The following is a 21269-nucleotide window of genomic DNA, read 5'->3' as shown; positions in this document are numbered from 1 at the left end:
ATATATCCGATCAGGCGTGCTTTTCGAGCCAGGCCGAAATCACGCCTTCCAGCGCCTCGACCAGGGCCTCGTCTTCCAGTTCCTCGACGATCTCGGCGACGAAGGCGTTGACGAGCATCGCCCGCGCCTTGTTCTCCGGAATGCCGCGCGCCATCATGTAATAGAGATGATTGGCGTCGATATCGGTCACCGTCGCGCCGTGGCCGCACTGCACGTCGTCGGCGAAGATTTCGAGCTCCGGCTTGACAGAGAATTCGGCGTCGTCGGACATCAGCAACGTGTTGCAGGCCATCTTGGCATCGGTCTTCTGCGCATCGGGCGCGACCCGGATCATGCCCTGGAAGACGCCTTTGGCGCGGTCGAAGACGACGTTGCGGATCACTTCGGTCGAGCCGGTGTTCGGCACGTCATGGCCGAGCACCATCGTCACGTCGATATGGCTGTCGCCGCCGAGCAGGTTGATGCCGCGCAACGTCAGATCGGCGCCCTCGCCCGTCACCTTGATGTTAAGCTCCTGGCGCACCAGCCTGCCGCCGGCATTGATGACGAAAAGCCGGAGCTTGGCGTCAGCGCCGAGATCGATGCGGATCTGCCCGAGATGCGTATCGTCGGCCCCCTGCTGCTGCAGGATGATCCAGGTCAGTTCCGTGCCTTCGCCCACCGTGATGTCGCTGACGTGGGACACGAGAGCCGCATCACCGGTCACCGTGAGGTGACGCTCGATGACGGTCGCCTTGACACCGGCGCCGAAGGCCACGGGAAGGCGCGTATGTGCCTGCCCACCCGCATGGATGAACTGGATTTCAAGAGGGTTTTCAAGCTCGGCATCGGCAGGCACGTCGATGACATAGCCGTCGCGCACGAAGCTGCCATTGATGCGGCCGACGGCGTCGTCGCTGCCGAGCGCATCGAGCCCGCCTGCGGCAGAGCCGTCAAGCAGACGTTCAAAATAGGCCGAAACGCCAAGACCGTCGGCCGTAGCCTTCTGGTTGGAATGGCCCTGGATCACCGCCAGCACCGTGGCATCAGCAACGAGCGGCTCCAAAGCCTCCGAGCCGGCATCGCCCGCCTGCGGCGGAACGGTGCGCAGCAGATTCTTGAGGTCGGTATAATGCCAGGCCTCGACGCGGCGCGTCGGCAGGCCGGCCTTCTTCAGGTCGTCGAGAAGCCGGTCGCGCAGGGCCGTCACCGCACCATTGCCCGGCAGTTCGCCGATCTGCTGGTTGAAGGCCTCGATCAACGCCGTCTCGGCCGCAGTCAGGCGGCTCGTCGTCTGCATGTTCATGGACGTCGTCCTTTCCACCCGAACTCAGGCTGCCGTGCCGATGATGTCGGCATAGCCGTTGGCTTCCAACTCATGCGCCAGCGTCTTGTCACCCGACTTGATCACCTGGCCCTTGTAGAGCACGTGGACGGTATCCGGCACGATATAGTCGAGCAGGCGCTGGTAATGGGTGATGACCACAACCGCGCGGTCCGGCGAACGCAGCGCATTGACGCCGTCGGCGACGATCTTCAGCGCATCGATGTCGAGGCCGGAATCGGTTTCGTCAAGCACGCAGAGCTTCGGTTCGAGCAGCGCCATCTGCAGGATTTCGGCGCGCTTCTTCTCGCCGCCGGAAAAGCCGACATTCAGCGGCCGCTTCAGCATCTCGGTATTGATCTGCAACTTGCCGGCAGCATCCTTGACCCGGCGCATGAAATCCGGCGTCGTCAACTCGTCTTCGCCGCGCGCCTTGCGCTGCTCGTTCATCGCCACTTTCAGGAACTGCATGGTGGCAACACCGGGGATTTCGACCGGATATTGGAAGGCGAGGAAGATGCCCTTGGCCGCACGCTCGGCCGGATCGAGCTCGAGGATGCTCTCGCCATTATAGAGAATGTCGCCCTCGGTGACTTCGTAATCGCTGCGGCCGGAGAGCACATAGGAGAGCGTCGACTTGCCGGAGCCGTTCGGCCCCATGATGGCGGCAACTTCGCCGGCCTTCACCGTCAGGTTCAGGCCACGGATGATCTCGGTGCCGTCTTCGGCAATGCGGGCATGGAGGTTCTTGATTTCAAGCATTTCGTTTTTCCTGTGTACTCGGGCACAAGCGACCCAGCGTCTGTACAAAAGTGGATGTGGAGATCAGTTTATAAGAAGCGCTTAAGTGCCACAAAGGCAATAAGCACCATGGCGGCTCCCGCAATGCTCATTATCCAGCTCATTCTCTCCGCGTTCGGCCGTTTGCGGCGAAAAACGAAAAGACTGGCAATCGCCACGCCAATCGGTGTGGCCACCTGATCAATAAACTGCGCAGTTTCCATATCAGCCGACCGAGCCTTCTAGCGAAATGCTAATCAGCTTCTGTGCTTCGACCGCAAACTCCATCGGCAGTTCCTGCAGGACTTCCTTGACGAAGCCGTTGACGATCAGTGCGATCGCGGCTTCGGTCGGGATGCCGCGCTGCAGGCAGTAGAACAGCTGGTCCTCGGAGATCTTCGAAGTCGTCGCTTCATGCTCGAACTGCGCCGTCGAATTCTTCGCCTCGATGTAGGGCACGGTGTGGGCGCCGCACTTGTCACCGATCAAAAGCGAATCGCACTGGGTGAAGTTGCGCGCATTCGACGCCTTGCGGTGAGCCGAGACCTGGCCGCGATAGGTGTTGTTGGAAACGCCGGCGGCGATACCCTTGGAGACGATGCGGCTCGACGTGTTCTTGCCGAGATGGATCATCTTGGTGCCGCTGTCGATCTGCTGATGGCCATTGGACACGGCGATCGAGTAGAATTCGCCGCGGCTGTCGTCGCCGCGCAGGATGCAGGTCGGATACTTCCAGGTGATAGCCGAGCCGGTTTCGACCTGCGTCCAGGAGATCTTCGAACGGTCGCCACGGCAATCGCCGCGCTTGGTGACGAAATTGTAGATGCCGCCCTTGCCGTTCTTGTCGCCCGGATACCAGTTCTGCACCGTCGAATATTTGATCTCGGCGTCATCGAGCGCAACCAGCTCGACCACGGCGGCATGCAATTGGTTTTCATCGCGCTGCGGCGCCGTGCAGCCTTCGAGATAGGAGACGTAGGCGCCCTCTTCCGCAATGATCAGCGTGCGCTCGAACTGGCCGGTGCCCTTCTCATTGATGCGGAAATAGGTGGACAGCTCCATCGGGCAACGAACGCCCTTCGGCACGAAGACGAAGGAGCCGTCGGTAAAGACCGCCGAATTCAGCGTCGCGTAATAATTGTCCGAGGTCGGCACGACCGAGCCGAGATATTTCCGGACGAGATCGGGATATTCGCGGATGGCTTCCGAGATCGACATGAAGATCACGCCGGCCTTCTTCAGCTCTGCCTTGAAGGTGGTGACGACCGAGACGCTGTCGAAAACGGCGTCGACGGCGATCTTCGGCTTCTCGACGCCGGCAAGAATCTCCTGTTCACGCAGCGGAATGCCGAGCTTCTCATAGACCTTCAACAGCTCCGGATCGACCTCGTCGAGCGACTTCGGACCCGGCGTGCTTTTCGGCGCGGCGTAATAATAGATGTCGTTGAAATCGATCTTCGGATAGTTGACGCGCGCCCAGGTCGGCTCTTCCAGCGTCAGCCAGCGACGATAGGCCTCGAGACGCCATTCCAGCATCCACTCCGGCTCCTGCTTCTTGGCCGAAATGAAACGAATGATGTCCTCGGACAGGCCTTTTGGCGCCTTGTCCATCTCGATGACGGTCTCGAAACCGTATTTGTACTGGTCCACATCGATCAGGCGGACCTGGTCGATTGTTTCCTGCACGGCAGCCATCTCATTCTCCAATCTCGCCGGATACAAGGTCCGGCAGCTTGTAGCGTTTGGGCAATTGTCCTGCCCTTTATGTAAGAGGCCAAAAGGGACTTTTCAGCCCGATTGGCAAGCAGAAATTTGCGTTTCCGCAAGTTTTGACGGGTCAAGCCGCCTCGCCCGCCGACCTCCGCCGACAGGCAATCTTCGCGAAAGCCGCAATCGCCCTGTCGACATCGTCTTCCGTCGTCGAAAAGCCGAGCGAGATGCGTAGCGCTCCGAGCTTGGCGTCACGTCCCATTGCCGTCAGCACGTGGCTTTCCCCGAGCCGACCGGATGAGCAGGCCGAACCTGCAGAAAGGGCAACGCCTTCGAGATCGAAGGCGATCTGCCCGGTCTCAGCCTTCAGCCCCGGCAGGGTGAAGAAGATCGTATTGGCGACGCGCTCGCCGCCCTCGCCGTGGATCATCACATCGGATGCCGCCTCACGCATGCCGGCTTCCAGCCGCTCGCGCAGCGCGCCGATCGTCGCATTGCGCGCCTCGAGTTCGTCGGACGCAGCTTCTGCCGCCGCGCCGAAGCCGATCAGCGCCAGAGAATTCTGTGTCCCTGAGCGGTGACCCCGCTCCTGCCCGCCGCCCTGGATCAGCGGCCTGGGCATCAGCGCCTCGCCGCGTGCGATGAGCGCGCCGGCTCCCTTCGGCCCGCCGATCTTGTGCGAGGAGACGATCATGAAATCGGCGCCGATCTTCTCGATATCGAGCGCGATGCGGCCTGCCGCCTGCACGGCGTCGACGACGAAGAGCCCGCCATGGGCGTGGACGATCTTTGCCGCCGCCTCAACCGGCTGCACGATACCCGTCTCGTTGTTGACGAGCATGATAGCGACCATCGGCAGGCCGACGGCCTTGTCATGCGCATCAAGCCGGAGGCCGAGCGCATCGAGATCGACGATACCGGCTTCCGTCACCGGGATCTCCGTCATACTCTCCCTGGCGAAGCGGCCGCCTTCGCGCACAGCCGGATGCTCGATCGCCGAAAAATAGAGATGGCCCAGCCGAAGCGGCGTGCGGCCCATTCGGAAATCCGGTGTCAGCACCAGGTTAGCGGCTTCGGTCGCACCACTGGTAAAGACCACATTGCCAGGACCGGTGCCGGCAAGTGCCGCCACCTTGCGCCGTGCGCCTTCGATGGCGGCGCGCGCGGCGCGGCCCTCTCCGTGCACGCTGTTCGGATTGCCAAACACATCGATGGCGCGCATGATCGCCGCGCGTGCTGCGGGGTGCAGCGGCGCTGTGGCATTCCAGTCGAGATAAAGGCGTGGCGGCGCCATGATCTTCAGTCCTGCGCTTGACGAGCTTGCTTCAGCGGCCGCGGTTCATTTTTCTTGAAATTTCCGCCGGGCTTGCCTTATGACACGTTCCACGATGCGTGGATCGCCATGCAAGTTTCGAATTGTTCTAAACTGCGTTTTAGAAAAGCTGACAACACTAGTCAAGTCATGTTGTCATCCAGCGCAGCGCGAACGCGAAATAAAACCCGGAGTACCAATGCCCGAAGTTATTTTCAACGGCCCAGCCGGCCGTCTTGAAGGCCGCTACCAGCCCTCCAAGGAAAAAAGCGCGCCCATCGCCCTGATTCTGCATCCGCATCCGCAGTTCGGCGGCACGATGAACAATCAGATCGTCTATCAGCTCTTCTACATGTTCCAGAAGCGCGGGTTCACGACGCTGCGCTTCAACTTCCGGGGCATTGGCCGCAGCCAGGGTGAATTCGACCATGGCGCCGGCGAACTCTCGGATGCCGCCTCGGCGCTCGACTGGGTGCAGAGCCTGCATCCCGATTCCAAGACCTGTTGGGTCGCCGGTTATTCCTTCGGCTCCTGGATCGGCATGCAGCTCCTGATGCGCCGGCCGGAGATCGAAGGCTTCATGTCGATCGCGCCGCAGCCGAACACCTACGACTTTTCCTTCCTGGCGCCCTGCCCCTCTTCCGGACTGATCATCAACGGCGAAGCCGACAAGGTGGCGCCGGAAAAGGATGTCAACGGCTTGGTCGAGAAGCTGAAGACCCAGAAGGGCATCCTCATCACCCACCGCACCGTTGCCAACGCCAACCACTTCTTCAATGGCCAGGTGGAAACGCTGATGGGCGAATGCGAGGATTACCTCGACCGTCGCCTCAACGGCGAACTGGTGCCGGAACCGGCCGCCAAGCGGATTCGCTGACACCACAAAATCTCGGCCTCATCGATGCCGTGACGGTCCGGAACACCACCGGGCCGGATGTGTCAGAACAGATCACCTACCGTGTTGCAATGTATGTTGCAGTGCGGTAGGGTCCTCGCGATCCTAACAAAAGCGAGGTCCGCAATGACCAAGTCGTTCGGGGAAGTCCTGGATAAGTATAGGGGAATTGGTCCGGGGTTCGATTTTCTTCGAATAGGGCTCGCCTTTTCCATCGTATTGACCCATTCCTTTTTGTTAACCGAGAACAATGACTTCATCAGGGGGTCGGTATTCTGGTTTACTGAATACGCTCTTGTTCCGATGTTCTTCGCTTTGAGCGGATTTCTCATCGCCGGCAGCGCCCAGCGACTGAGCCTCCGGAATTTCCTGATCAACCGAGGCTTGCGCATCGTCCCGGCCCTTGCGGTCGATATCGTCGTCTGTTCGTTGATTATCGGGCCGATCATTACGGTCGTTTATCATTCCGAATATTTTACCGATCAGCGGTTTTTCAAATACTTCCTGAATATCGTCGGCTGGATCCATTACGAGCTTCCGGGCGTGTTCGAGAATAATCCAAGCCAGCGCGTCAACGGCGCTCTCTGGACGGTTCCCTGGGAGATCTTCTGCTACATCATCATGTCGTTCCTGATGATCACCGCCATCGTCAAGACTCGCTACAAGCTGCTCGCGGTGACGATCGCCTACATCGTCATCGGCCTTATCGTGCAGAAGATGCCCTATCTGTTACCTGATACAATCAAGCCGATCGCTCGCTTCCTGTTCATGAGCCGAGGCTCCCAGCTGATAACCGCCTTCATGATGGGCATCGTCGCCTTTCAGTTCAAAGCGGTCATTCCGCATTCCCGCTGGCTGTTCGCCGCCGCCTGCCTGGTTTGCATCGTCGCCATTCTGACCCTGGACAGCCGGGCGACGGAGTCGGTGATGAACCGGCCACTGGTGATCACTTCTCTCGTTTACATCACCGTCTTCGTCGGCCTGTCCGAGGTGCCCATTCCGGCCTTTTTCAGGAAGGGCGACTATTCCTACGGCGTCTATCTCTATCACGACCCGTTTTTGCAGATCTGGATCAGCTCGTTCCCGTCGGTGTTTCTCTACCCGAAATATGGTGCGCTGGCGCTCTATCTCGTCGGCCTGCCATCGGCTCTCGCCGTCGCGGTGCTGTCCTGGCATTTCATCGAGAAGCCGATCCTTGGCCTTCGCAAGAAGTTCTCGTTCATTGCTCAGGTCAGGGGCGTCGAGGATGGCAACCAGGCTGGTCGCGAATCAAATGTCCGGCCGGTCGCGGTAAAAAGTTAGGGCATTGGCGGCCGCATGTCGGCGGTGAGTTCGAAAGCCGTGCCAAGCACTCCGTCGATCGGGATCGGCGCGCGTTCGCGCATGCCGATCTTTCTGAGGACGCGTTGCGAGGCGATGTTTTCGGGATGCGTGAAGGCGATGAAGCCTTGCGCAAACCGCCTTTCGAAGAACCAGTCGGCCAAGGCGCCTGCCGCCTCCGTTGCCAGGCCCTTGCCCCACGCCTCCTCGCGCAGGGAATAACCGAGTTCGAATTGCTCGCTCCTGAACTTCGAAATGCCCGCGCGGCCGACGAAGTTGCCGTCCTCGGCGAGGAGCTTGTATTTGGTCGTGCCGTCGCGCGCCTGCTCTTCGAACCAGCCCTTCAGCCGCTGCTCAGCCTTCTCGAGGCTCCACGGCGCATTGCCGGACAGATAGCGGGTCGTCGCCATTGTCGAATGCAGCTGCCGCACCAGGCCCGCATCGCCTTCGTCCCACATGACGAAGCTCAGCCGCGGCGTCTTCAATATGATCCTCTGCTCTCTCATGGCGTTGCCAGTACCCCGCCGCTGACTGGGACGCCCACTCCCGTCGTGCCGGGAAATGTCAACGGCAGCCCGTCCAGCGACCGGACGGCGAGATAGGCCCAGGCCTCGGCTTCCATCGCGTCGCCATCGAAGCCTGCCTCCTCGGCGCTCAGTACCTTCGAGCCGAACCTTTCGGCCATGACCGAAAATTCCGCCATCAGAGTGGCGTTCAGGCGCCCGCCGCCGCAGACGATATAGACCGCTGGGGTCTCGGGCAGGAAGCTGGCGGATTTGATGATCGAGGCGGCGGCGACATGCGCCAGCGTCCGGGCACCGTCTTCAAGGCTTGCTTCCTCGGGCCGAAGCGGCGCAAAATCGCCCCGATCGAGGGAACGACGAACATTGCCGCGAAAGAACGGGCTTTGCAGATAACGCTCCGCCAGGCTGGCAACGACCTCGCCGCGCCCGCCAATCTCGCCGCCCGGATCATAGGTTCTGCCGGTCTGCATCTCCACCCACTGGTCGATCAGCGTATTGCCCGGCCCGCTGTCGAAGGCCGATATCCGGCCGTCCGTGCCGATAGAAGTGGGATTGGAGATGCCGCCGATATTGACGAAGCATACCGCCTGTCCCTGCTGTTGGAATTTTCCCGCGAGTGCTGCGTGATAGGCCGGCACCAGCGGCGCACCCTGCCCGCCATGGACCATGTCGTTGGCGCGCATGTCGTAGACCACCGGTATGCCGGTTCGGTGCGCCAGTTCCGGGCCGTCGCCGATCTGGATCGTCAATCCCTCATCAGGGCGATGAAGCACCGTCTGGCCATGGAAGCCGAGAACATCGACGCCATCGGCTAAAAGCTCGAAACGCTCCATGAATGCCGTGACGGCAATTACATGCCGTAAGGTCAGTTCAAGCTCGATAGCACGAAGCTCAGCGGGCCGTTCGTTCCTGTCGCTCAGTGGACGTGCGATTTCCAGCGCCCGTTTGAGCTGCCCACGAAAATCGGCATCATAGGGCACGCCCATGAACGGCCCGCGCTCGATGAAGCTGCGACCGTCTGTCCTGATCAGCGCGACGTCGATTCCATCCATCGACGTGCCGCTCATCAGACCGATCGCGGTCCTGATGACATTCATGAGGCTTGCCTCCCATGCGATTCCCGGATGCACTTTTGTAAAAACAGTGCTAAACGCGCCGCGACAGATCAACAACAACGAACTTGCGTGAGGCCCACACGGGGTAGCGCAGACACCAAGAGACGAAACCCATGTCCGAGTTCAAGTCCGATTTCCTCCGCACGCTGAAAGAGCGCGGCTTCATTCATCAGGTCTCCGATGAAAGCGGCCTCGATGACCTGTTCGCCAAGGAAACCGTGACGGCCTATATCGGCTTCGATCCGACGGCGCCCAGCCTGCACGCCGGCTCGCTGATCCAGATCATGATGCTGCACTGGATGCAGAAGACCGGTCATCGCGCCATCTCGCTGATGGGCGGCGGCACCGGCATGGTCGGCGATCCCTCCTTCAAGGAAGAAGCGCGCCAGCTCATGACCGTAGATACGATCGAAGGCAACATCGCTTCGATCAAGCGCGTCTTCTCCAATTACCTGAACTACGGCGACAGTCCGAAGGACGCGCTGATGATCAACAATGCCGAATGGCTGCGCTCGCTGAACTACCTCGAATTCCTGCGCGATGTCGGCAAGCACTTCTCGGTCAACCGCATGCTGTCCTTCGACAGCGTCAAGACGCGTCTCGACCGCGAACAGTCCCTGTCCTTCCTGGAATTCAACTACATGATCCTCCAGGCCTATGACTTCGTCGAGCTTGCCAAGCGCTACGATTGCCGCCTGCAGATGGGTGGTTCGGACCAGTGGGGCAATATCGTCAACGGTATCGATCTCGGTCACCGCATGGGGACACAGCAGCTCTATGCGCTGACATCGCCGCTGCTGACGACGTCATCCGGCGCCAAGATGGGCAAGTCGGCAACAGGCGCTGTCTGGCTGAACGCCRACATGCTCTCGGCCTATGATTTCTGGCAGTACTGGCGCAACACCGAGGATGCCGACGTCTCGCGCTTCCTGAAGCTCTACACCACGCTGCCGATGGATGAAATCGCCCGTCTCTCCGCACTCGGCGGCTCGGAGATCAACGAGGTCAAGAAGATCCTTGCGACCGAGGTGACGGCAATCCTGCACGGCCGCCAGGCCGCTGAACAGGCTGCCGAAACGGCACGCAAGACCTTCGAGGAAGGTGGTCTCTCGGAAAATCTCCCGTCGGTCGACGTGCCCGCCTCCGAGCTCGACGCTGGCATCGGCCTTCTGTCGCTGATCGTACGTGCCGGCCTTGCCGGTTCGAACGGCGAAGCACGCCGTCACGTCCAGGGCGGCGCAGTCCGCATCAACGACGAGGCGGTCAGCGACGAACGCAAGATGATCGGCAGCGGCGAAATCACCGCCGACGGCATCATCAAGCTCTCGCTCGGTAAGAAGAAACACATCCTGATCCGCCGCGCGGCGTAAGCGGCTTTACATCCGAACAGATACCAAAGCCGGCGCCCCGCCGGCTTTTTCTTTGCCTCACTATTCGGGTCGGCGAGCAAGATCATTCAGCTCCCCGCCGGTATTCCGCGTCATCTCGTTTGGTCTCTCGGAGAAGATAGCCGGCGGATCGACGCTTGCATCGGGCTTCACCCGCGACCACCAGCTGATCGAGAAGATCGGCGGCGTCATCATCGCGTCGAGGGGAACCATGAGGACGTGGTCCGAACGGATGACCGCCTCTTGCGACTTCAGCCGCACAACCTTTTCCGCGGCAAGCGAAGTGTCGGCAATTGTCACAGCCATCATGGCGGCCGATGCGAAAGAAACTGTCCGGGCGCACTGCATCGCATCCTCCGACATTGCACCGGCCGTTGCTTCCTGGCCGGGACAATATAGTACATCAGATTTCCCTAAAATAGGCAAAGCATCAATGTCGGACTTGTCAGGATAGGTCGGATTTGGCCTTGCCGAGGACGAACTTGCGCATTTCTCTCCTGCGATCCGGCAACAAGTCACACACCGGACGCTTTGTCGGAACTTTTTGCACCTGCCGGGATTTGCGACCTCCCGGCTTCACTCGCCTCACTGGAACTCAAAGATCTGGCGGAAAACACCAGGCGCGATGATCGACAGCGGGTTGATCTGCAGGTTCGGCTGGTCGAACTTGCCTGTCAGCTTGAAGGTGATGCCGATCAGGCCGCGGTCGCTGCCATTGCCGAGAATGACGCCGATCAGCGGCAGTTCGGCAAAAAGCCGGTTGAGGCCGTAGGCCGGCATGAAGGTGCCGGTCATGTCCATGTTGCCCTTGCGATCGCGCACGATGCCTTGGAAGGTTGCGCCGATCTGGTCGCCGCGCAGCACGCCGTTCTCGATGCCGACCATGCCATTACGCGAGACGACACGGGCAAAGCCGCGCTGGAAGCGCTGCGACGAGGTATCGATATCGCGTTTGACGGCTTCGTTGAGGCTGCGCTGCTCATTTCCGACAGGTGTCGAAACGATCGACCGCAGGCGTTGTTCGTTGACGATCGCGAAGCGGCGCACGTCGAGCGAGCCATCCCAGCCGCCCTCTGCCCCCAGCCGGATCGCCAGATTAAGCAGGCCGCCCTGCATGTGCTGATAGAGATCGGCGAAACGCGATACCGCGCCGGCATCGCCGCTGGTGATGTTGATGACGCCRCCGTCCTTCATCTGGCTGACCACGGCCTCGCCGCTGTCGGTAACGGCGGAAAAATTGAGCGTCTGCAGCTTGTCGCCGCGCAGTGATATTTGCGCCTGGAAATTGCCGACCTTCTCGTCGTTGAAGCCGATGACGTTTTTCAACCTGGCACGCACCGATACGCCGGTGTCGCCGGCATCGCCATCACCATCGCCGTCAGAACCCGATTTCAACCGCGCGATGACCGGCCGCGCATCGGCGCTGTCGCCGGAGACCGAGACGTCGAAATTGCCCTTGCTGCGTTTCACCGACAGGGCGAAATCGTCGAGCGAGGACAGCTTGACGCTGTCGAAATCAGCCGAGATCAGCCCGCCTTTGCCAATGTTCAGCGATCCGTTGGCGCCGAAACCATCGCCCTTCAGTCGAAAATTCTTGATCTGGGTATTGTCGGCCGGGCCGGACGTTTCGAATTCGGCCGTGGCGGCAATGCCGCTGCCCTTCGACCAGCCGATCCAAGGCAGTTCGAGCAGCGACTTGGTGAGGTCGAGCTGGACGTCCTGCCGGTCGTCGTCGATCCGCGTCAGCACCATCTTCACGCTGCCGCCGACGATGCCGGAAAGGCCGGGTATCAGCTTGTTGCGCTGGTCCTCTGAAAGAGTCGCGGTGATCACCCGCTGCCGCACCGCCGTGTCGGATGCCTCGACCGGTTCGGTAAGATCGATATCGGCCGGGACACCGTCGATCTGGGCCTTGGCGTCGAGCGTGATCCGTTTCGGATTGCCGTTCAGCGTGCCGTCGAGATTGMTGATCGTGCGGCCGGAAAACGGCTTGGCAAGATCGATATCAGTGAGCTTCATTGCCGCCGTCCATTCGGCCGGCGGCGGGTTTTGCGAGGAGAGCAGGCCGAAATGCGCCTTCACATTCGCCTCGATCCGGCCCTTGAGATCGTCGGGCGTAAAGCCGGCGCGCTGCAGCACCCGGATCGGCCTGTAGGTCAGAAGCTCGCCAACGGCGTCCGCCGCTCCGGAGACCGCAAGATCGATATCGGCCATCAGAGGTTTATCGTAGGTGGCAGGCAAGATGAACGTGCCCTGCCCGAGACCGACGGACCGGCCGGAGGGGAAATAAGATGTGCCGCTCTTGATCGCGATCGTCGCAACCGGGCCGGTCAGGTCGAAATGTGCTGACGTGTCGCGGATCGGCGGAATGTCTCCGGCGACGTTCATCCGCGCACCCGTGATGTCGAAGCCGATGCGGATCTGGTTGGCGTCGAGCTTCAATCCCTTGCCGCCGGCTGCCTCGTCCAGCCTGCCGAAGGGAATGAAGACGGAAATGGCGGCATTGGTGACGGTGCCGCCGAAGAGATTGCCGTGCACCCAGTTGCGCACCTTGGGCGCCATCCAGAACGGCCAGAGCTGCTTGATCGCTATCGTCTGCAACTGCGACGACTGGCCGGCGAAGCTGATCTCCGGTGATTTGTCGCCGAGCTTGACATCAAGTGATCCGTAGAGCGCCCCAAGCGGGCTGGAAACCGTCATGTTGGGAAACTGGAATTCGCGGCCGGCGACCATGTAGCGTCCCGTCGCCTGGATGTCGAAGGAGAGCGGCTGCTCGCCGGAGCCGCCGGGGGCTGCCGTGCCGCCGCTGACGAGCAGGTCGATGCCGAAGCCTTTGCCGGCCTGCGGGTCGAGCTTGTCGAGATCGATCAGCGCGCCGTTGATGGGAAGCGTGGTCGCGCCGAATCGGGCGTTCGACCTGGCGATCTCGAGCGTCTGCTTGGAGAAATCATAGACGAGATTGATTTGGCCGCCCGACAGCTCCTGCGGATCGCCATCCGCATAGATCTGGCCAGGATCGATGTCGATCGTCGCCGCAAGCGCCGGCGGCACCCCATCGCGCGCTCTGGTGGCCGACACCGTCAGGTCGACAAAGGCGCTGAGCCCCTGCCGTATCACGCCCTGATCGTTGCGTTTCAGCGCAAAGGGCGTGAGGTCGGCATGCTTCAGCGTCGCCACGACCTTCGACACGTGGCCGTCTTCCTTCTCGGCCAGCATGTCGAGCTCTGCCACCTCGCCGTTGAGCGCGACTTCGCCGGTCAATTGCAACGAGGACGGGCCGGCATGGGCAAAGACGAGATTGTCGATGACAAGCGAAAGCGGACCGTTGGCGGTATCGGCAAGCTTGATGTCGATGCCGGAGATGCGCACCGAATTCGTCGAGCCGCGCGTCACAATGCTGTCGAACATGTCGAACTGCGAGAAGATCCTCTCCATCGCCCCCGGTACGGCGTCGATGCGCAGATCATCGAGCTTGACGGGATTGCCGGAGGGCAGAAGCGCGGTATCGAGCGCGATATCCTCCGCTTCGATATCCGCGACGGCGATGCGGCCGCGGAAAAGCTGCAGCGGATCGAGCCCCAGCCGCACCGAACCCGTCGTCGACAGGTGCTGGCCGCTCTCCTCGTCGATCATGTTGACGTTGCGCGCTTCAAGCGCCAGCCGAAAATCCGAAGTGAAGCGGATGACGGTGGAGCCGACCTCGGCGCGGTAGCGCGGTCCGGCCACACCATTCAGCGCCGCCTGAGCCTGCTGCGACAGCGGCTTGTCGAACATGCCGCTCTCGACGGTGAAAACGATGCCAGCGAGAATAAGGAGAATCAGTCCCAGAAATCCTGAGGTCAGCTTCGCCGTGCGGCGCATCGGCGAACGCGGCGGTGGGCAATGAACGATGATCGGATCCTCGGCCTGGGCGGACGGCAAGCGGTCCAGCGCAACGATATCCTTCTTGCGAAACGTGACCTTTTCGCCGCGGATGGCTGACATGCGCCCTCGGGCTCTCCCTTTAAGTGAAGAATTGAACCCGGCCATGCTGGACGGGTATCCGTCCACTATATAATTCGGGGAGAGAAAGTGTCATCCACAAACCCGGCAAAAGAAAGGTTTTCCCAATGGCGGTTCCCGGCATCGGCGTCTCGGCCCCTGATTTCAACCTTCCCCGCGACGGCGGCGGCCGCGTCACGCTGGCCGAATTCCACGGCAAGCCGCTCGTATTGTTCTTTTATCCCAAGGACGACACGACGGGCTGCACCGCAGAATCATTGGCTTTCACCGCGTTAGCAAGCGAGTTCGAAGCGGCCGGTGCTGCCGTCATCGGCATGTCGCCCGATTCGGCCGCCTGCCATGACAGGTTCATCAAGAAGCACCGTCTTTCGGTGGCGCTTGCCTCGGACGAGGAAAAGACGACGCTGCAGGCCTATGGCGTCTGGAAGGAAAAGAGCATGTACGGCCGCAATTTCATGGGCGTCGAGCGTACCACCTTCCTGATCCGCCAGGACGGCACGATCGCCACCATCTGGCAGAAGGTGAAGGTGCAGGGCCATGCCGAAACCGTACTCGAGGCCGTGAGGAATCTGGCGGCGTGACCGGGCATCTGGCGATAAGCTCGCTGCGCGGCGGCGCCATCGATGCGATCAGCTCGGCCGATCTCGACCGCAAGACGGCACTTGCGCAGGAAAGCGCCACCCGCTGGTTCGCCCGCCGGGTGTCGCTGCGCTCGCCACTCGATGCAGCCCTGCCCGACAGGCCCGGCCGGCCCGACAAACCGGTGCTTACGCCGCCGACCCAGGTGGAGAAGCGCTCGCTGCATACGCTCAAAGGACGGATCGCTCTGCTCCACGCCATCGCCCATATCGAGCTTAACGCCGTCGATCTGGCGCTCGATATCGTTGCGCGATTCGCGACTGAGCAGGTGCCGAATTCCTTTTTCGACGGCTGGATGCAGGTCGCCTTCGAGGAGGCGAAGCATTTCCGCATGGTGCGCGCCAGGCTCAAGGATCTCGGTGCTGATTACGGTGACCTACCCGCGCATGACGGGCTCTGGCAGGCCGCCCATTCGACGCGCAACGACCTGACGGCAAGGCTGGCCGTCGTGCCGCTGATTCTGGAAGCCCGTGGCCTCGACGTTACGCCGTCGTTGCAGACAAAGATGCGCCAGACCGGCGATCTCGAAAGTGCCGATGTCCTCGACGTCATCTATAACGACGAGAAAGGCCATGTCGCCGTCGGCGCCAAATGGTTCCGCTTCCTCTGCGCCCGCGAGAAACGCGACCCGGCAAAAGCCTTCCAGGAGCTGGTACGGGCCAATTTCCGCGGACCGCTGAAGCCGCCCTTCAACGACCTTGCCCGCGCCGAAGCCGGGCTGACGCCGTCCTTCTACAGATCGTTGGCATCGATCAGCCACGCTTGAAGTCACTGAAATTTATGATGCGACGGCGGCAATGAAAGCATTCATTAACCATAACAGTGTCTAATTTTCCGAAAGAGGCGTAGAGCATCAATCGGGAGAGCCTGCGTGAACAGCGGACATCAGCACCGGGTATTCGGCAGGCGGGCACAGGAACATATCCTCATCCTGGCAAGCGGTGACAAGGTTCGCCATATGACGGTCCGGCCCTGGATGGCTGCGGTGGCCTTCTGCTTCGTCGGCGTGTTCTCGATCGGCTACCTCTTGGCCACGTCCTATCTCGTGCTGCGCGACGACCTGATCGGCGCCACCATGGCCCGCCAGGCCCGCATGCAGCACGACTATGAAGACCGCATCGCTGCCCTCCGCGCGCAGGTCGACCGCATCACCTCCCGCCAGCTTCTCGACCAGCAGGTGGTCGAAGACAAGGTCGACAAGCTGATGGAGCAGCAGATGGCGCTCACCTCCCGCCATGGCAAACTCGACAATCTGCTCGACCGGGCCGAAAGCTCCGGCCTGACGGAAAAAGATGGCGCCCTGCCTGCGCCGTCTTCGCCCGTTCAGTCCTATGCCCCCGACATCAAGGACAAGCGTGCTTCACTCACCGGCGGCGGCATCGAGGCGATCGAGAAACAGCTGGCAAGCGGCGCGCCCGCCGATGCGACGCCCGACAATTCGACGCTTGCCTATGTGCCGGCGACCGACACGGTCGGCGACCGTGCCGACCGCATCTTCTCCAAGGTGACGCTGTCGCTGAAAGATGTCGAACAGGACCAGCGCAGCCGTGTCGAACAGCTGACGAGCGATGCCGGCAATGCCGCCAACGCTATCGAGACCGTGCTGACCCGCTTCAAGATTCCGATGCCCGAGACCGCCGCCAAGAAAGACGATGACGATGCCATCGGCGGCCCCTATGTCGAGCCCGAAAGCAACGACGACTTCAACAATTCTCTGGTCGCACTCGACGGCGCGTTGACCCGTCTCGAAGAGGTGCGCAGCACCGCCGAATCCCTGCCTTTCCGCAATCCCGCTATCGGCAAGGACGTGACGAGCCCGTTCGGCAATCGACGCGACCCTTTCCTCGGCCGCCTCGCGCTCCATTCCGGCATCGACTTCCGCTTTTCGCCGGGCGAAAGGATCCGCCCGACGGCCCCCGGCAAGGTGATTTCGGCCGGCTGGACCGGCGGCTACGGCAACATGGTCGAGATCGATCACGGCAACGGCATCTCGACGCGCTACGGGCATATGTCCCAGGTTCTGGTCAAGGTCGGCGACACTGTCGATCGCGATGACGTCATTGGCCTTGCCGGCAGCACCGGCCGCTCGACGGGCACGCACCTGCATTATGAAGTGCGCCAGGACGGCCACGCGGTCGATCCAGTATATTTCATGAATGCCGGCCTTAAACTCGCCACCTATATCAAGTAACTCCTGCCCGGTAACCAACGCTTCACTCTGCAATGGGTGCGGCGTCTCTATTTCTTGACTTGCCGGCCATTCGGGGCTATGTCGCGCTGCATTGCGGCATGCAATCCCGCCGACTCGTTCAGAGCTCGGCCGAACGGAATGGAAACAGTTTTCCCTTTGACGACATTTGCTGACCTTGGCTTAAGCCAAAAAGTGCTATCCGCTGTTACGGACGCGGGCTACACGATCCCAACGCCTATTCAGGCGGGCGCCATCCCGTTTGCGCTCGAGCGCCGCGATATTTGCGGCATCGCGCAGACCGGCACTGGCAAGACGGCATCCTTTGTTCTGCCGATGCTGTCGCTTCTGGAGAAGGGCCGTGCGCGTGCGCGCATGCCCCGCACGCTGATTCTCGAACCGACGCGCGAACTCGCCGCTCAGGTCGCCGAGAATTTCGAGAAATACGGCAAGAACCACCGCCTTAACGTCGCCCTTCTGATCGGCGGCGTTTCCTTCGAGGACCAGGACCGCAAGCTCGAGCGCGGCGCCGATGTGCTGATCTGCACGCCCGGCCGCCTGCTCGACCATTTCGAGCGCGGCAAGCTGCTGATGAGCGGCGTCGAGATCCTCGTCATCGACGAGGCCGACCGCATGCTCGACATGGGTTTCATCCCCGATATCGAACGCATCGCCAAGATGATCCCGTTCACCCGCCAGACGCTGTTCTTCTCGGCAACTATGCCGTCGGAGATTCAGAAGCTCGCGGACCGCTTCCTGCAGAATCCAGAGCGCATCGAGGTCGCAAAGCCGGCTTCCGCTGCTGCAACCGTGACGCAACGCTTCGTCGCTTCGCACGGCAAGGATTACGAGAAGCGAGCGGTTCTGCGCGAACTCGTCCGCGCCCAGACCGAGCTCAAGAACGCTATCGTCTTCTGCAACCGCAAGAAGGATGTCGCCGATCTCTTCCGGTCGCTTGAACGCCACGGCTTCTCCGTCGGCGCCCTGCATGGCGATATGGACCAGCGTTCCCGCACGATGACGCTGCAAAGCTTCCGCGACGGCAACCTGCAGCTTCTGGTTGCCTCCGACGTCGCCGCCCGCGGCCTCGACATTCCCGATGTCAGCCACGTCTTCAATTTCGACGTGCCGATCCATTCCGAGGATTACGTCCACCGCATCGGCCGCACCGGCCGTGCCGGCCGCTCGGGTGCCGCCTTCACCTTGGTCACCAAGCGCGATACCAAATTTGTCGACGCCATCGAGAAGCTGATCGGCGAAAAGGTCGAATGGCTGAGCGGCGACCTGAATTCCCTGCCACCGGCAGAAGAAAGCCGGGAAACTGAACGCCCGCGGCGCAACAGCCGCGAGCGTGGTGCCAGAGATGGCGCAGCCCGAGATCGCGCGCCGAGAGAGAATGGCGACAGGGATCGTGGCCGCGGACGCGGCAGTCGCAGCGCTGCGAGTCATAAATCTGACAACCACATCCAGGATAATGGCGTAGACGTGATCGAAGCAGCACCAGTAAAGGCCGACATCGTGAAGAACGAGCGCAAAGCAGAGCAGAAGCCGCAGAACAATGCGCGTAACAATCGGCCTTACCCGGCAAATGATGACAGCCGCGACCGCCGCCGTCATCGCGATCACGACGACGGCCCGACCCCGATCGGCTTCGGAGACGATATCCCCGCCTTCATGCTGATCGCCGGCAGCGCCAAGGTCTGAACTTCCGATGGGCAGGCCCGGTATTGATTTTCCGGGTCTCGGCGTCGGCTTGGTGATTCTGCGCGACGCCAGGATCCTTCTCTACAAACGCATGCGTCCACCTGAAGCCGGCTATTGGAATATCGTCGGCGGCAAGGTGGATCACATGGAGCCGGCTGAGGAAGCTGCGCGCCGCGAGGCCGAAGAGGAAACCGGCCTGACGATCGGCCGCATCGAGCGCCTGTGCATGAGCGAGCAGATCATCGAGGCCGATCGCCAGCACTGGATTTCGATCCTCTATCTCGCCCGTGACGTCGACGGCGAGCCGCAACTGACCGAACCGGACAAGCTTTCGGATTTCGGTTGGTTTCCCCTGACGGATCTGCCCGAGCCGCTGTCGGCCTTCACCAAGGCTGCCATAGCAGCCTTGCCGACCGCCGAACGCGGCTAGTCATTCGGCGCGAAGCGACGCCTCATAGGCAAGCCGCACCCATTTCGCCATCAGATCGGGATCATCGTAGGCCTCGTCGGGGATCGACCAATAGGGCATCTTCACAGGCTTGCCGTTCTTTCCTTCATAAGTCCATTGGGTGGCGCCGGCCGCGGCAAATTCCGGGGCGCTCGTCTCATCGGCCTTCAGCAGCATCTCGTCACGCACTTCGAGCGCGATGATGCGCCCGAGATGATAGATGCCCTTGCCGCCGAACATGCGCTTGACCGTAACGGGGCCAAGCCCCTGAAACATTTCCTCGATCCCGGCATTGTCCATTCTTTATTCCTTCGAAATCCCGGCCACTCCAATCACAGCGCGTGATAATCCCGGTTCAGATAGATGAGCGCCGGGTGTTTTTCGCTGAAACGGACGGCCGCGACCTCGCCGAAGATGACGTTGTGCGTCGGCAGTTCCTTGATATCGATCACCCGGCAATCGAAGGCGGCAAGCGCGTCGGCGAGCACGGGCGCGCCGGTGGCAAGCATCTCGAAACGGGCGCTGGCGAAACGGTCGTCATTGGCAAGCGACGTGCGCCCGGAAAAGGCATCAGCAACGCCCTGATGATGGGCGCCGAGCGTGTTCAGCGCGAAAATGCCGCTGCGAAAGAAGATCTCGTTCTTCGGATTGGTGTTGTTGAGGCAGACCAGCACCGAGGCCGGATTGTCCGAAACCGAGCAGGCGGCCGTGATGGTGACGCCGCGGCGCAGCTCGCCCATCGCCGTCGTCACGAGCTGTACATGGCCGGCATAACGGCTCATGGCATCGCGATAAAGGCCAGGGTCGATATGCTGCCTGTTCAACACCTGCTTCTCCCGTACGCGCTTATTCTGCCTACTGCATAAATCCTTAAATCGGAATCGATTTAAGGACAAAATTATGCAGCCATTCAAAGTGCTACAGCGTCGTTTGCGCGCCTGAAAGGACGCGCGGCGCTGTAGTTCGACTTGCTATCGCGCCAATATGGCGAGCATCGGTTACCTTTTCTACAATAGGACCGGTGAAAAGCGCTGTGTTGCGCTTGTTTTTTCTTTGACGATCGCGGCCTTGCGGATAAAAGGGCATGGACGATGGCTAGGGATCTCCGCCTTTCATGATCAACCTGCGTGGCATAGCAGCCTGTCTGGCGCTGCTGGGAGCGGCGGCGCAAGGCCATGGGGCCGGCGTGACAATCGGCGTCGTCGCCCCCCAGAACGGCCCGCTCGCCCTGCTCGGCGCCCAGATTACCGCCGGTGCCGGCTTCGAGATTCAGCAGTCAGAAAATACCCTCGTCGCCATCAACGAGACCTGCGAGGACAATAGCGGTGCTGCGGTCGCCGATGCGCTTGTCAATGCCAAGGTGCAGGTCGCGATCGGCTTTCTCTGTAGCGAAACGCTCGAAGGCGCGCTGCCGAAGCTGAAGGACGCCAGCATTCCCGCGATCACCGTCTCGGTGCGCTCTCGCATCCTTATGGAGGATGCGTTGAAGAACGGCTGGCCGCTCTTCCGGGCAGCACCCGCCGACGGTGCCGAGGCGGCAAAGATCATCGAGGCGATCCTGAAGGACTGGGCCGCCGATCCGATCGCCCTGATCGAGGACGGCACCATTCATGGCCGCGAACTGACGGAAGCGGTGCGCAATGCGCTGGAGCAGAACGGCCTGAAGCCGGTCTTTACCGATACCTACCGGCCAGGACAGGAGCAGCAGATTGCCCTTGTCCGCCGCCTGAAACGGGCCGGTGCCACCAGGGTCTTCATCGGCGGCGACCGCAACGACGTCGCCGTCATCGCCCGCGATGCCAAGGCTGAGAATATCCCGCTGTCCATCCTCGGCGGCGATGCCATGCGCGCTGCCGACCAGCCGCTGCCGCTGAATGAAGGCGTGCGCGCTGTCGCCCTGCCCGAATACGCCGTTCTACCGGGAATACGCCGTTCTACCGG

Annotated in this window: 20 protein-coding genes; 9 read left to right on the top strand and 11 right to left on the bottom strand. The window is 61.3% G+C overall.

Annotated elements, in window-relative coordinates:
* Window positions 1-10: 10 nt before the first annotated feature.
* From sufD to AC1D1Z_RS15540, 5 genes are all read right to left on the bottom strand, one after another.
* Window positions 11-1285 (bottom strand): Fe-S cluster assembly protein SufD, encoded by a 1275-nt coding sequence (gene sufD, locus AC1D1Z_RS15560; RefSeq protein WP_130759578.1) that lies wholly within the window; start codon window positions 1283-1285, stop codon window positions 11-13.
* Between the two features lie 24 nt (window positions 1286-1309).
* Window positions 1310-2065, bottom strand: coding sequence for a Fe-S cluster assembly ATPase SufC (gene sufC / locus AC1D1Z_RS15555; protein WP_003539985.1), 756 nt, complete (start codon window positions 2063-2065; stop codon window positions 1310-1312).
* A gap of 68 nt (window positions 2066-2133) precedes the next feature.
* On the bottom strand, window positions 2134-2307 hold the full coding sequence (locus AC1D1Z_RS15550) for a hypothetical protein (RefSeq protein ID WP_165403380.1): 174 nt from the start codon (window positions 2305-2307) through the stop codon (window positions 2134-2136).
* Between the two features lies 1 nt (window position 2308).
* Window positions 2309-3778: a Fe-S cluster assembly protein SufB gene (gene sufB / locus AC1D1Z_RS15545; RefSeq protein WP_477851094.1), complete on the bottom strand. Its 1470-nt coding sequence runs from the start codon at window positions 3776-3778 to the stop codon at window positions 2309-2311.
* Window positions 3779-3920: 142 nt separating this feature from the next.
* Entirely contained in the window at window positions 3921-5087 is a 1167-nt protein-coding gene (locus AC1D1Z_RS15540; protein ID WP_130759579.1) for a cysteine desulfurase family protein, read from the bottom strand.
* A gap of 217 nt (window positions 5088-5304) precedes the next feature.
* On the opposite strand from AC1D1Z_RS15540, the gene AC1D1Z_RS15535 reads away from it, so the two are divergent.
* Entirely contained in the window at window positions 5305-5982 is a 678-nt protein-coding gene (locus AC1D1Z_RS15535; RefSeq protein ID WP_003559715.1) for an alpha/beta hydrolase, read from the top strand.
* A gap of 144 nt (window positions 5983-6126) precedes the next feature.
* Window positions 6127-7302 carry an acyltransferase family protein gene (locus tag AC1D1Z_RS15530; protein WP_115157500.1) on the top strand — a complete coding sequence of 392 codons (1176 nt, stop codon included), beginning with the start codon at window positions 6127-6129 and terminating at the stop codon, window positions 7300-7302.
* Here the strand turns inward: AC1D1Z_RS15530 and AC1D1Z_RS15525 are convergent.
* Both AC1D1Z_RS15525 and AC1D1Z_RS15520 read right to left on the bottom strand, forming a co-directional pair.
* Window positions 7299-7826, bottom strand: a complete 528-nt coding sequence (locus AC1D1Z_RS15525; protein ID WP_113542039.1) for a GNAT family N-acetyltransferase — start codon at window positions 7824-7826, stop codon at window positions 7299-7301. The two genes, AC1D1Z_RS15530 and AC1D1Z_RS15525, sit on opposite strands and share 4 nt — an antisense overlap.
* Window positions 7823-8941: an anhydro-N-acetylmuramic acid kinase gene (locus AC1D1Z_RS15520; RefSeq protein WP_477851090.1), complete on the bottom strand. Its 1119-nt coding sequence runs from the start codon at window positions 8939-8941 to the stop codon at window positions 7823-7825. The genes AC1D1Z_RS15525 and AC1D1Z_RS15520 overlap by 4 nt, the downstream gene beginning before the upstream one ends.
* A gap of 131 nt (window positions 8942-9072) precedes the next feature.
* Here AC1D1Z_RS15520 and tyrS point away from each other — a divergent pair, with 131 nt between their 5' ends.
* Entirely contained in the window at window positions 9073-10329 is a 1257-nt protein-coding gene (gene tyrS / locus AC1D1Z_RS15515; RefSeq protein WP_477851088.1) for a tyrosine--tRNA ligase, read from the top strand.
* A 60-nt stretch (window positions 10330-10389) separates the two neighbouring features.
* Here tyrS and AC1D1Z_RS15510 read toward each other — a convergent pair whose 3' ends face one another.
* Both AC1D1Z_RS15510 and AC1D1Z_RS15505 read right to left on the bottom strand, forming a co-directional pair.
* Window positions 10390-10710 (bottom strand): hypothetical protein, encoded by a 321-nt coding sequence (locus AC1D1Z_RS15510; protein ID WP_130758798.1) that lies wholly within the window; start codon window positions 10708-10710, stop codon window positions 10390-10392.
* Window positions 10711-10932: 222 nt separating this feature from the next.
* Window positions 10933-14331 carry a hypothetical protein gene (locus AC1D1Z_RS15505; RefSeq protein ID WP_477851086.1) on the bottom strand — a complete coding sequence of 1133 codons (3399 nt, stop codon included), beginning with the start codon at window positions 14329-14331 and terminating at the stop codon, window positions 10933-10935.
* Window positions 14332-14456: 125 nt separating this feature from the next.
* Between AC1D1Z_RS15505 and AC1D1Z_RS15500 the strand changes: the two genes are divergently transcribed.
* From AC1D1Z_RS15500 to AC1D1Z_RS15480, 5 genes are all read left to right on the top strand, one after another.
* Window positions 14457-14930: a peroxiredoxin gene (locus AC1D1Z_RS15500; RefSeq protein ID WP_018242176.1), complete on the top strand. Its 474-nt coding sequence runs from the start codon at window positions 14457-14459 to the stop codon at window positions 14928-14930.
* Entirely contained in the window at window positions 14927-15754 is an 828-nt protein-coding gene (locus AC1D1Z_RS15495; RefSeq protein WP_047621263.1) for a ferritin-like domain-containing protein, read from the top strand. The genes AC1D1Z_RS15500 and AC1D1Z_RS15495 overlap by 4 nt, the downstream gene beginning before the upstream one ends.
* A gap of 105 nt (window positions 15755-15859) precedes the next feature.
* The gene (locus AC1D1Z_RS15490) at window positions 15860-17179 is read left to right on the top strand and encodes a peptidoglycan DD-metalloendopeptidase family protein (RefSeq protein ID WP_130759582.1); all 1320 of its coding nucleotides are present in this window, start codon (window positions 15860-15862) and stop codon (window positions 17177-17179) included.
* A gap of 138 nt (window positions 17180-17317) precedes the next feature.
* Window positions 17318-18880 carry a DEAD/DEAH box helicase gene (locus AC1D1Z_RS15485; protein ID WP_130759583.1) on the top strand — a complete coding sequence of 521 codons (1563 nt, stop codon included), beginning with the start codon at window positions 17318-17320 and terminating at the stop codon, window positions 18878-18880.
* Window positions 18881-18887: 7 nt separating this feature from the next.
* Window positions 18888-19310, top strand: coding sequence for an NUDIX domain-containing protein (locus tag AC1D1Z_RS15480; RefSeq protein WP_018242180.1), 423 nt, complete (start codon window positions 18888-18890; stop codon window positions 19308-19310).
* On the opposite strand, the gene AC1D1Z_RS15475 is transcribed toward AC1D1Z_RS15480, so the two are convergent.
* Both AC1D1Z_RS15475 and AC1D1Z_RS15470 read right to left on the bottom strand, forming a co-directional pair.
* Window positions 19311-19628, bottom strand: coding sequence for a TfoX/Sxy family protein (locus AC1D1Z_RS15475; RefSeq protein WP_018072246.1), 318 nt, complete (start codon window positions 19626-19628; stop codon window positions 19311-19313).
* Window positions 19629-19660: 32 nt separating this feature from the next.
* A complete protein-coding gene (locus tag AC1D1Z_RS15470) occupies window positions 19661-20155 on the bottom strand; it encodes a flavin reductase (protein ID WP_018242181.1) in 495 nt (164 codons plus the stop codon).
* 287 nt (window positions 20156-20442) lie between these two features.
* Between AC1D1Z_RS15470 and AC1D1Z_RS15465 the strand changes: the two genes are divergently transcribed.
* Window positions 20443-21269: ABC transporter substrate-binding protein (locus tag AC1D1Z_RS15465; RefSeq protein ID WP_477851081.1), on the top strand; the 827-nt coding region annotated here is incomplete at its 3' end.

It is taken from the genome of Rhizobium sp. P1_E1, assembly GCF_056406015.1.
Note: the sequence above shows the minus strand (reverse complement) of the source record. Positions and strands in the feature narration are given on the sequence as shown.

Excerpts from the sequence above, each read along its gene's own strand:
- AC1D1Z_RS15520 (WP_477851090.1), bottom strand. The coding sequence starts at position 8,941 with ATGAATGTCATCAGGACCGCGATCGGTCTGATGAGCGGCACGTCGATG.
- AC1D1Z_RS15525 (WP_113542039.1), bottom strand. The coding sequence starts at position 7,826 with ATGAGAGAGCAGAGGATCATATTGAAGACGCCGCGGCTGAGCTTCGTC.
- AC1D1Z_RS15530 (WP_115157500.1), top strand. The coding sequence starts at position 6,127 with ATGACCAAGTCGTTCGGGGAAGTCCTGGATAAGTATAGGGGAATTGGT.
- sufB (WP_477851094.1), bottom strand. The coding sequence starts at position 3,778 with ATGGCTGCCGTGCAGGAAACAATCGACCAGGTCCGCCTGATCGATGTG.
- AC1D1Z_RS15485 (WP_130759583.1), top strand. The coding sequence starts at position 17,318 with ATGGAAACAGTTTTCCCTTTGACGACATTTGCTGACCTTGGCTTAAGC.
- AC1D1Z_RS15475 (WP_018072246.1), bottom strand. The coding sequence starts at position 19,628 with ATGGACAATGCCGGGATCGAGGAAATGTTTCAGGGGCTTGGCCCCGTT.
- sufD (WP_130759578.1), bottom strand. The coding sequence starts at position 1,285 with ATGAACATGCAGACGACGAGCCGCCTGACTGCGGCCGAGACGGCGTTG.
- AC1D1Z_RS15480 (WP_018242180.1), top strand. The coding sequence starts at position 18,888 with ATGGGCAGGCCCGGTATTGATTTTCCGGGTCTCGGCGTCGGCTTGGTG.
- AC1D1Z_RS15535 (WP_003559715.1), top strand. The coding sequence starts at position 5,305 with ATGCCCGAAGTTATTTTCAACGGCCCAGCCGGCCGTCTTGAAGGCCGC.
- sufC (WP_003539985.1), bottom strand. The coding sequence starts at position 2,065 with ATGCTTGAAATCAAGAACCTCCATGCCCGCATTGCCGAAGACGGCACC.
- AC1D1Z_RS15540 (WP_130759579.1), bottom strand. The coding sequence starts at position 5,087 with ATGGCGCCGCCACGCCTTTATCTCGACTGGAATGCCACAGCGCCGCTG.
- AC1D1Z_RS15510 (WP_130758798.1), bottom strand. The coding sequence starts at position 10,710 with ATGTCGGAGGATGCGATGCAGTGCGCCCGGACAGTTTCTTTCGCATCG.
- AC1D1Z_RS15500 (WP_018242176.1), top strand. The coding sequence starts at position 14,457 with ATGGCGGTTCCCGGCATCGGCGTCTCGGCCCCTGATTTCAACCTTCCC.
- AC1D1Z_RS15550 (WP_165403380.1), bottom strand. The coding sequence starts at position 2,307 with ATGGAAACTGCGCAGTTTATTGATCAGGTGGCCACACCGATTGGCGTG.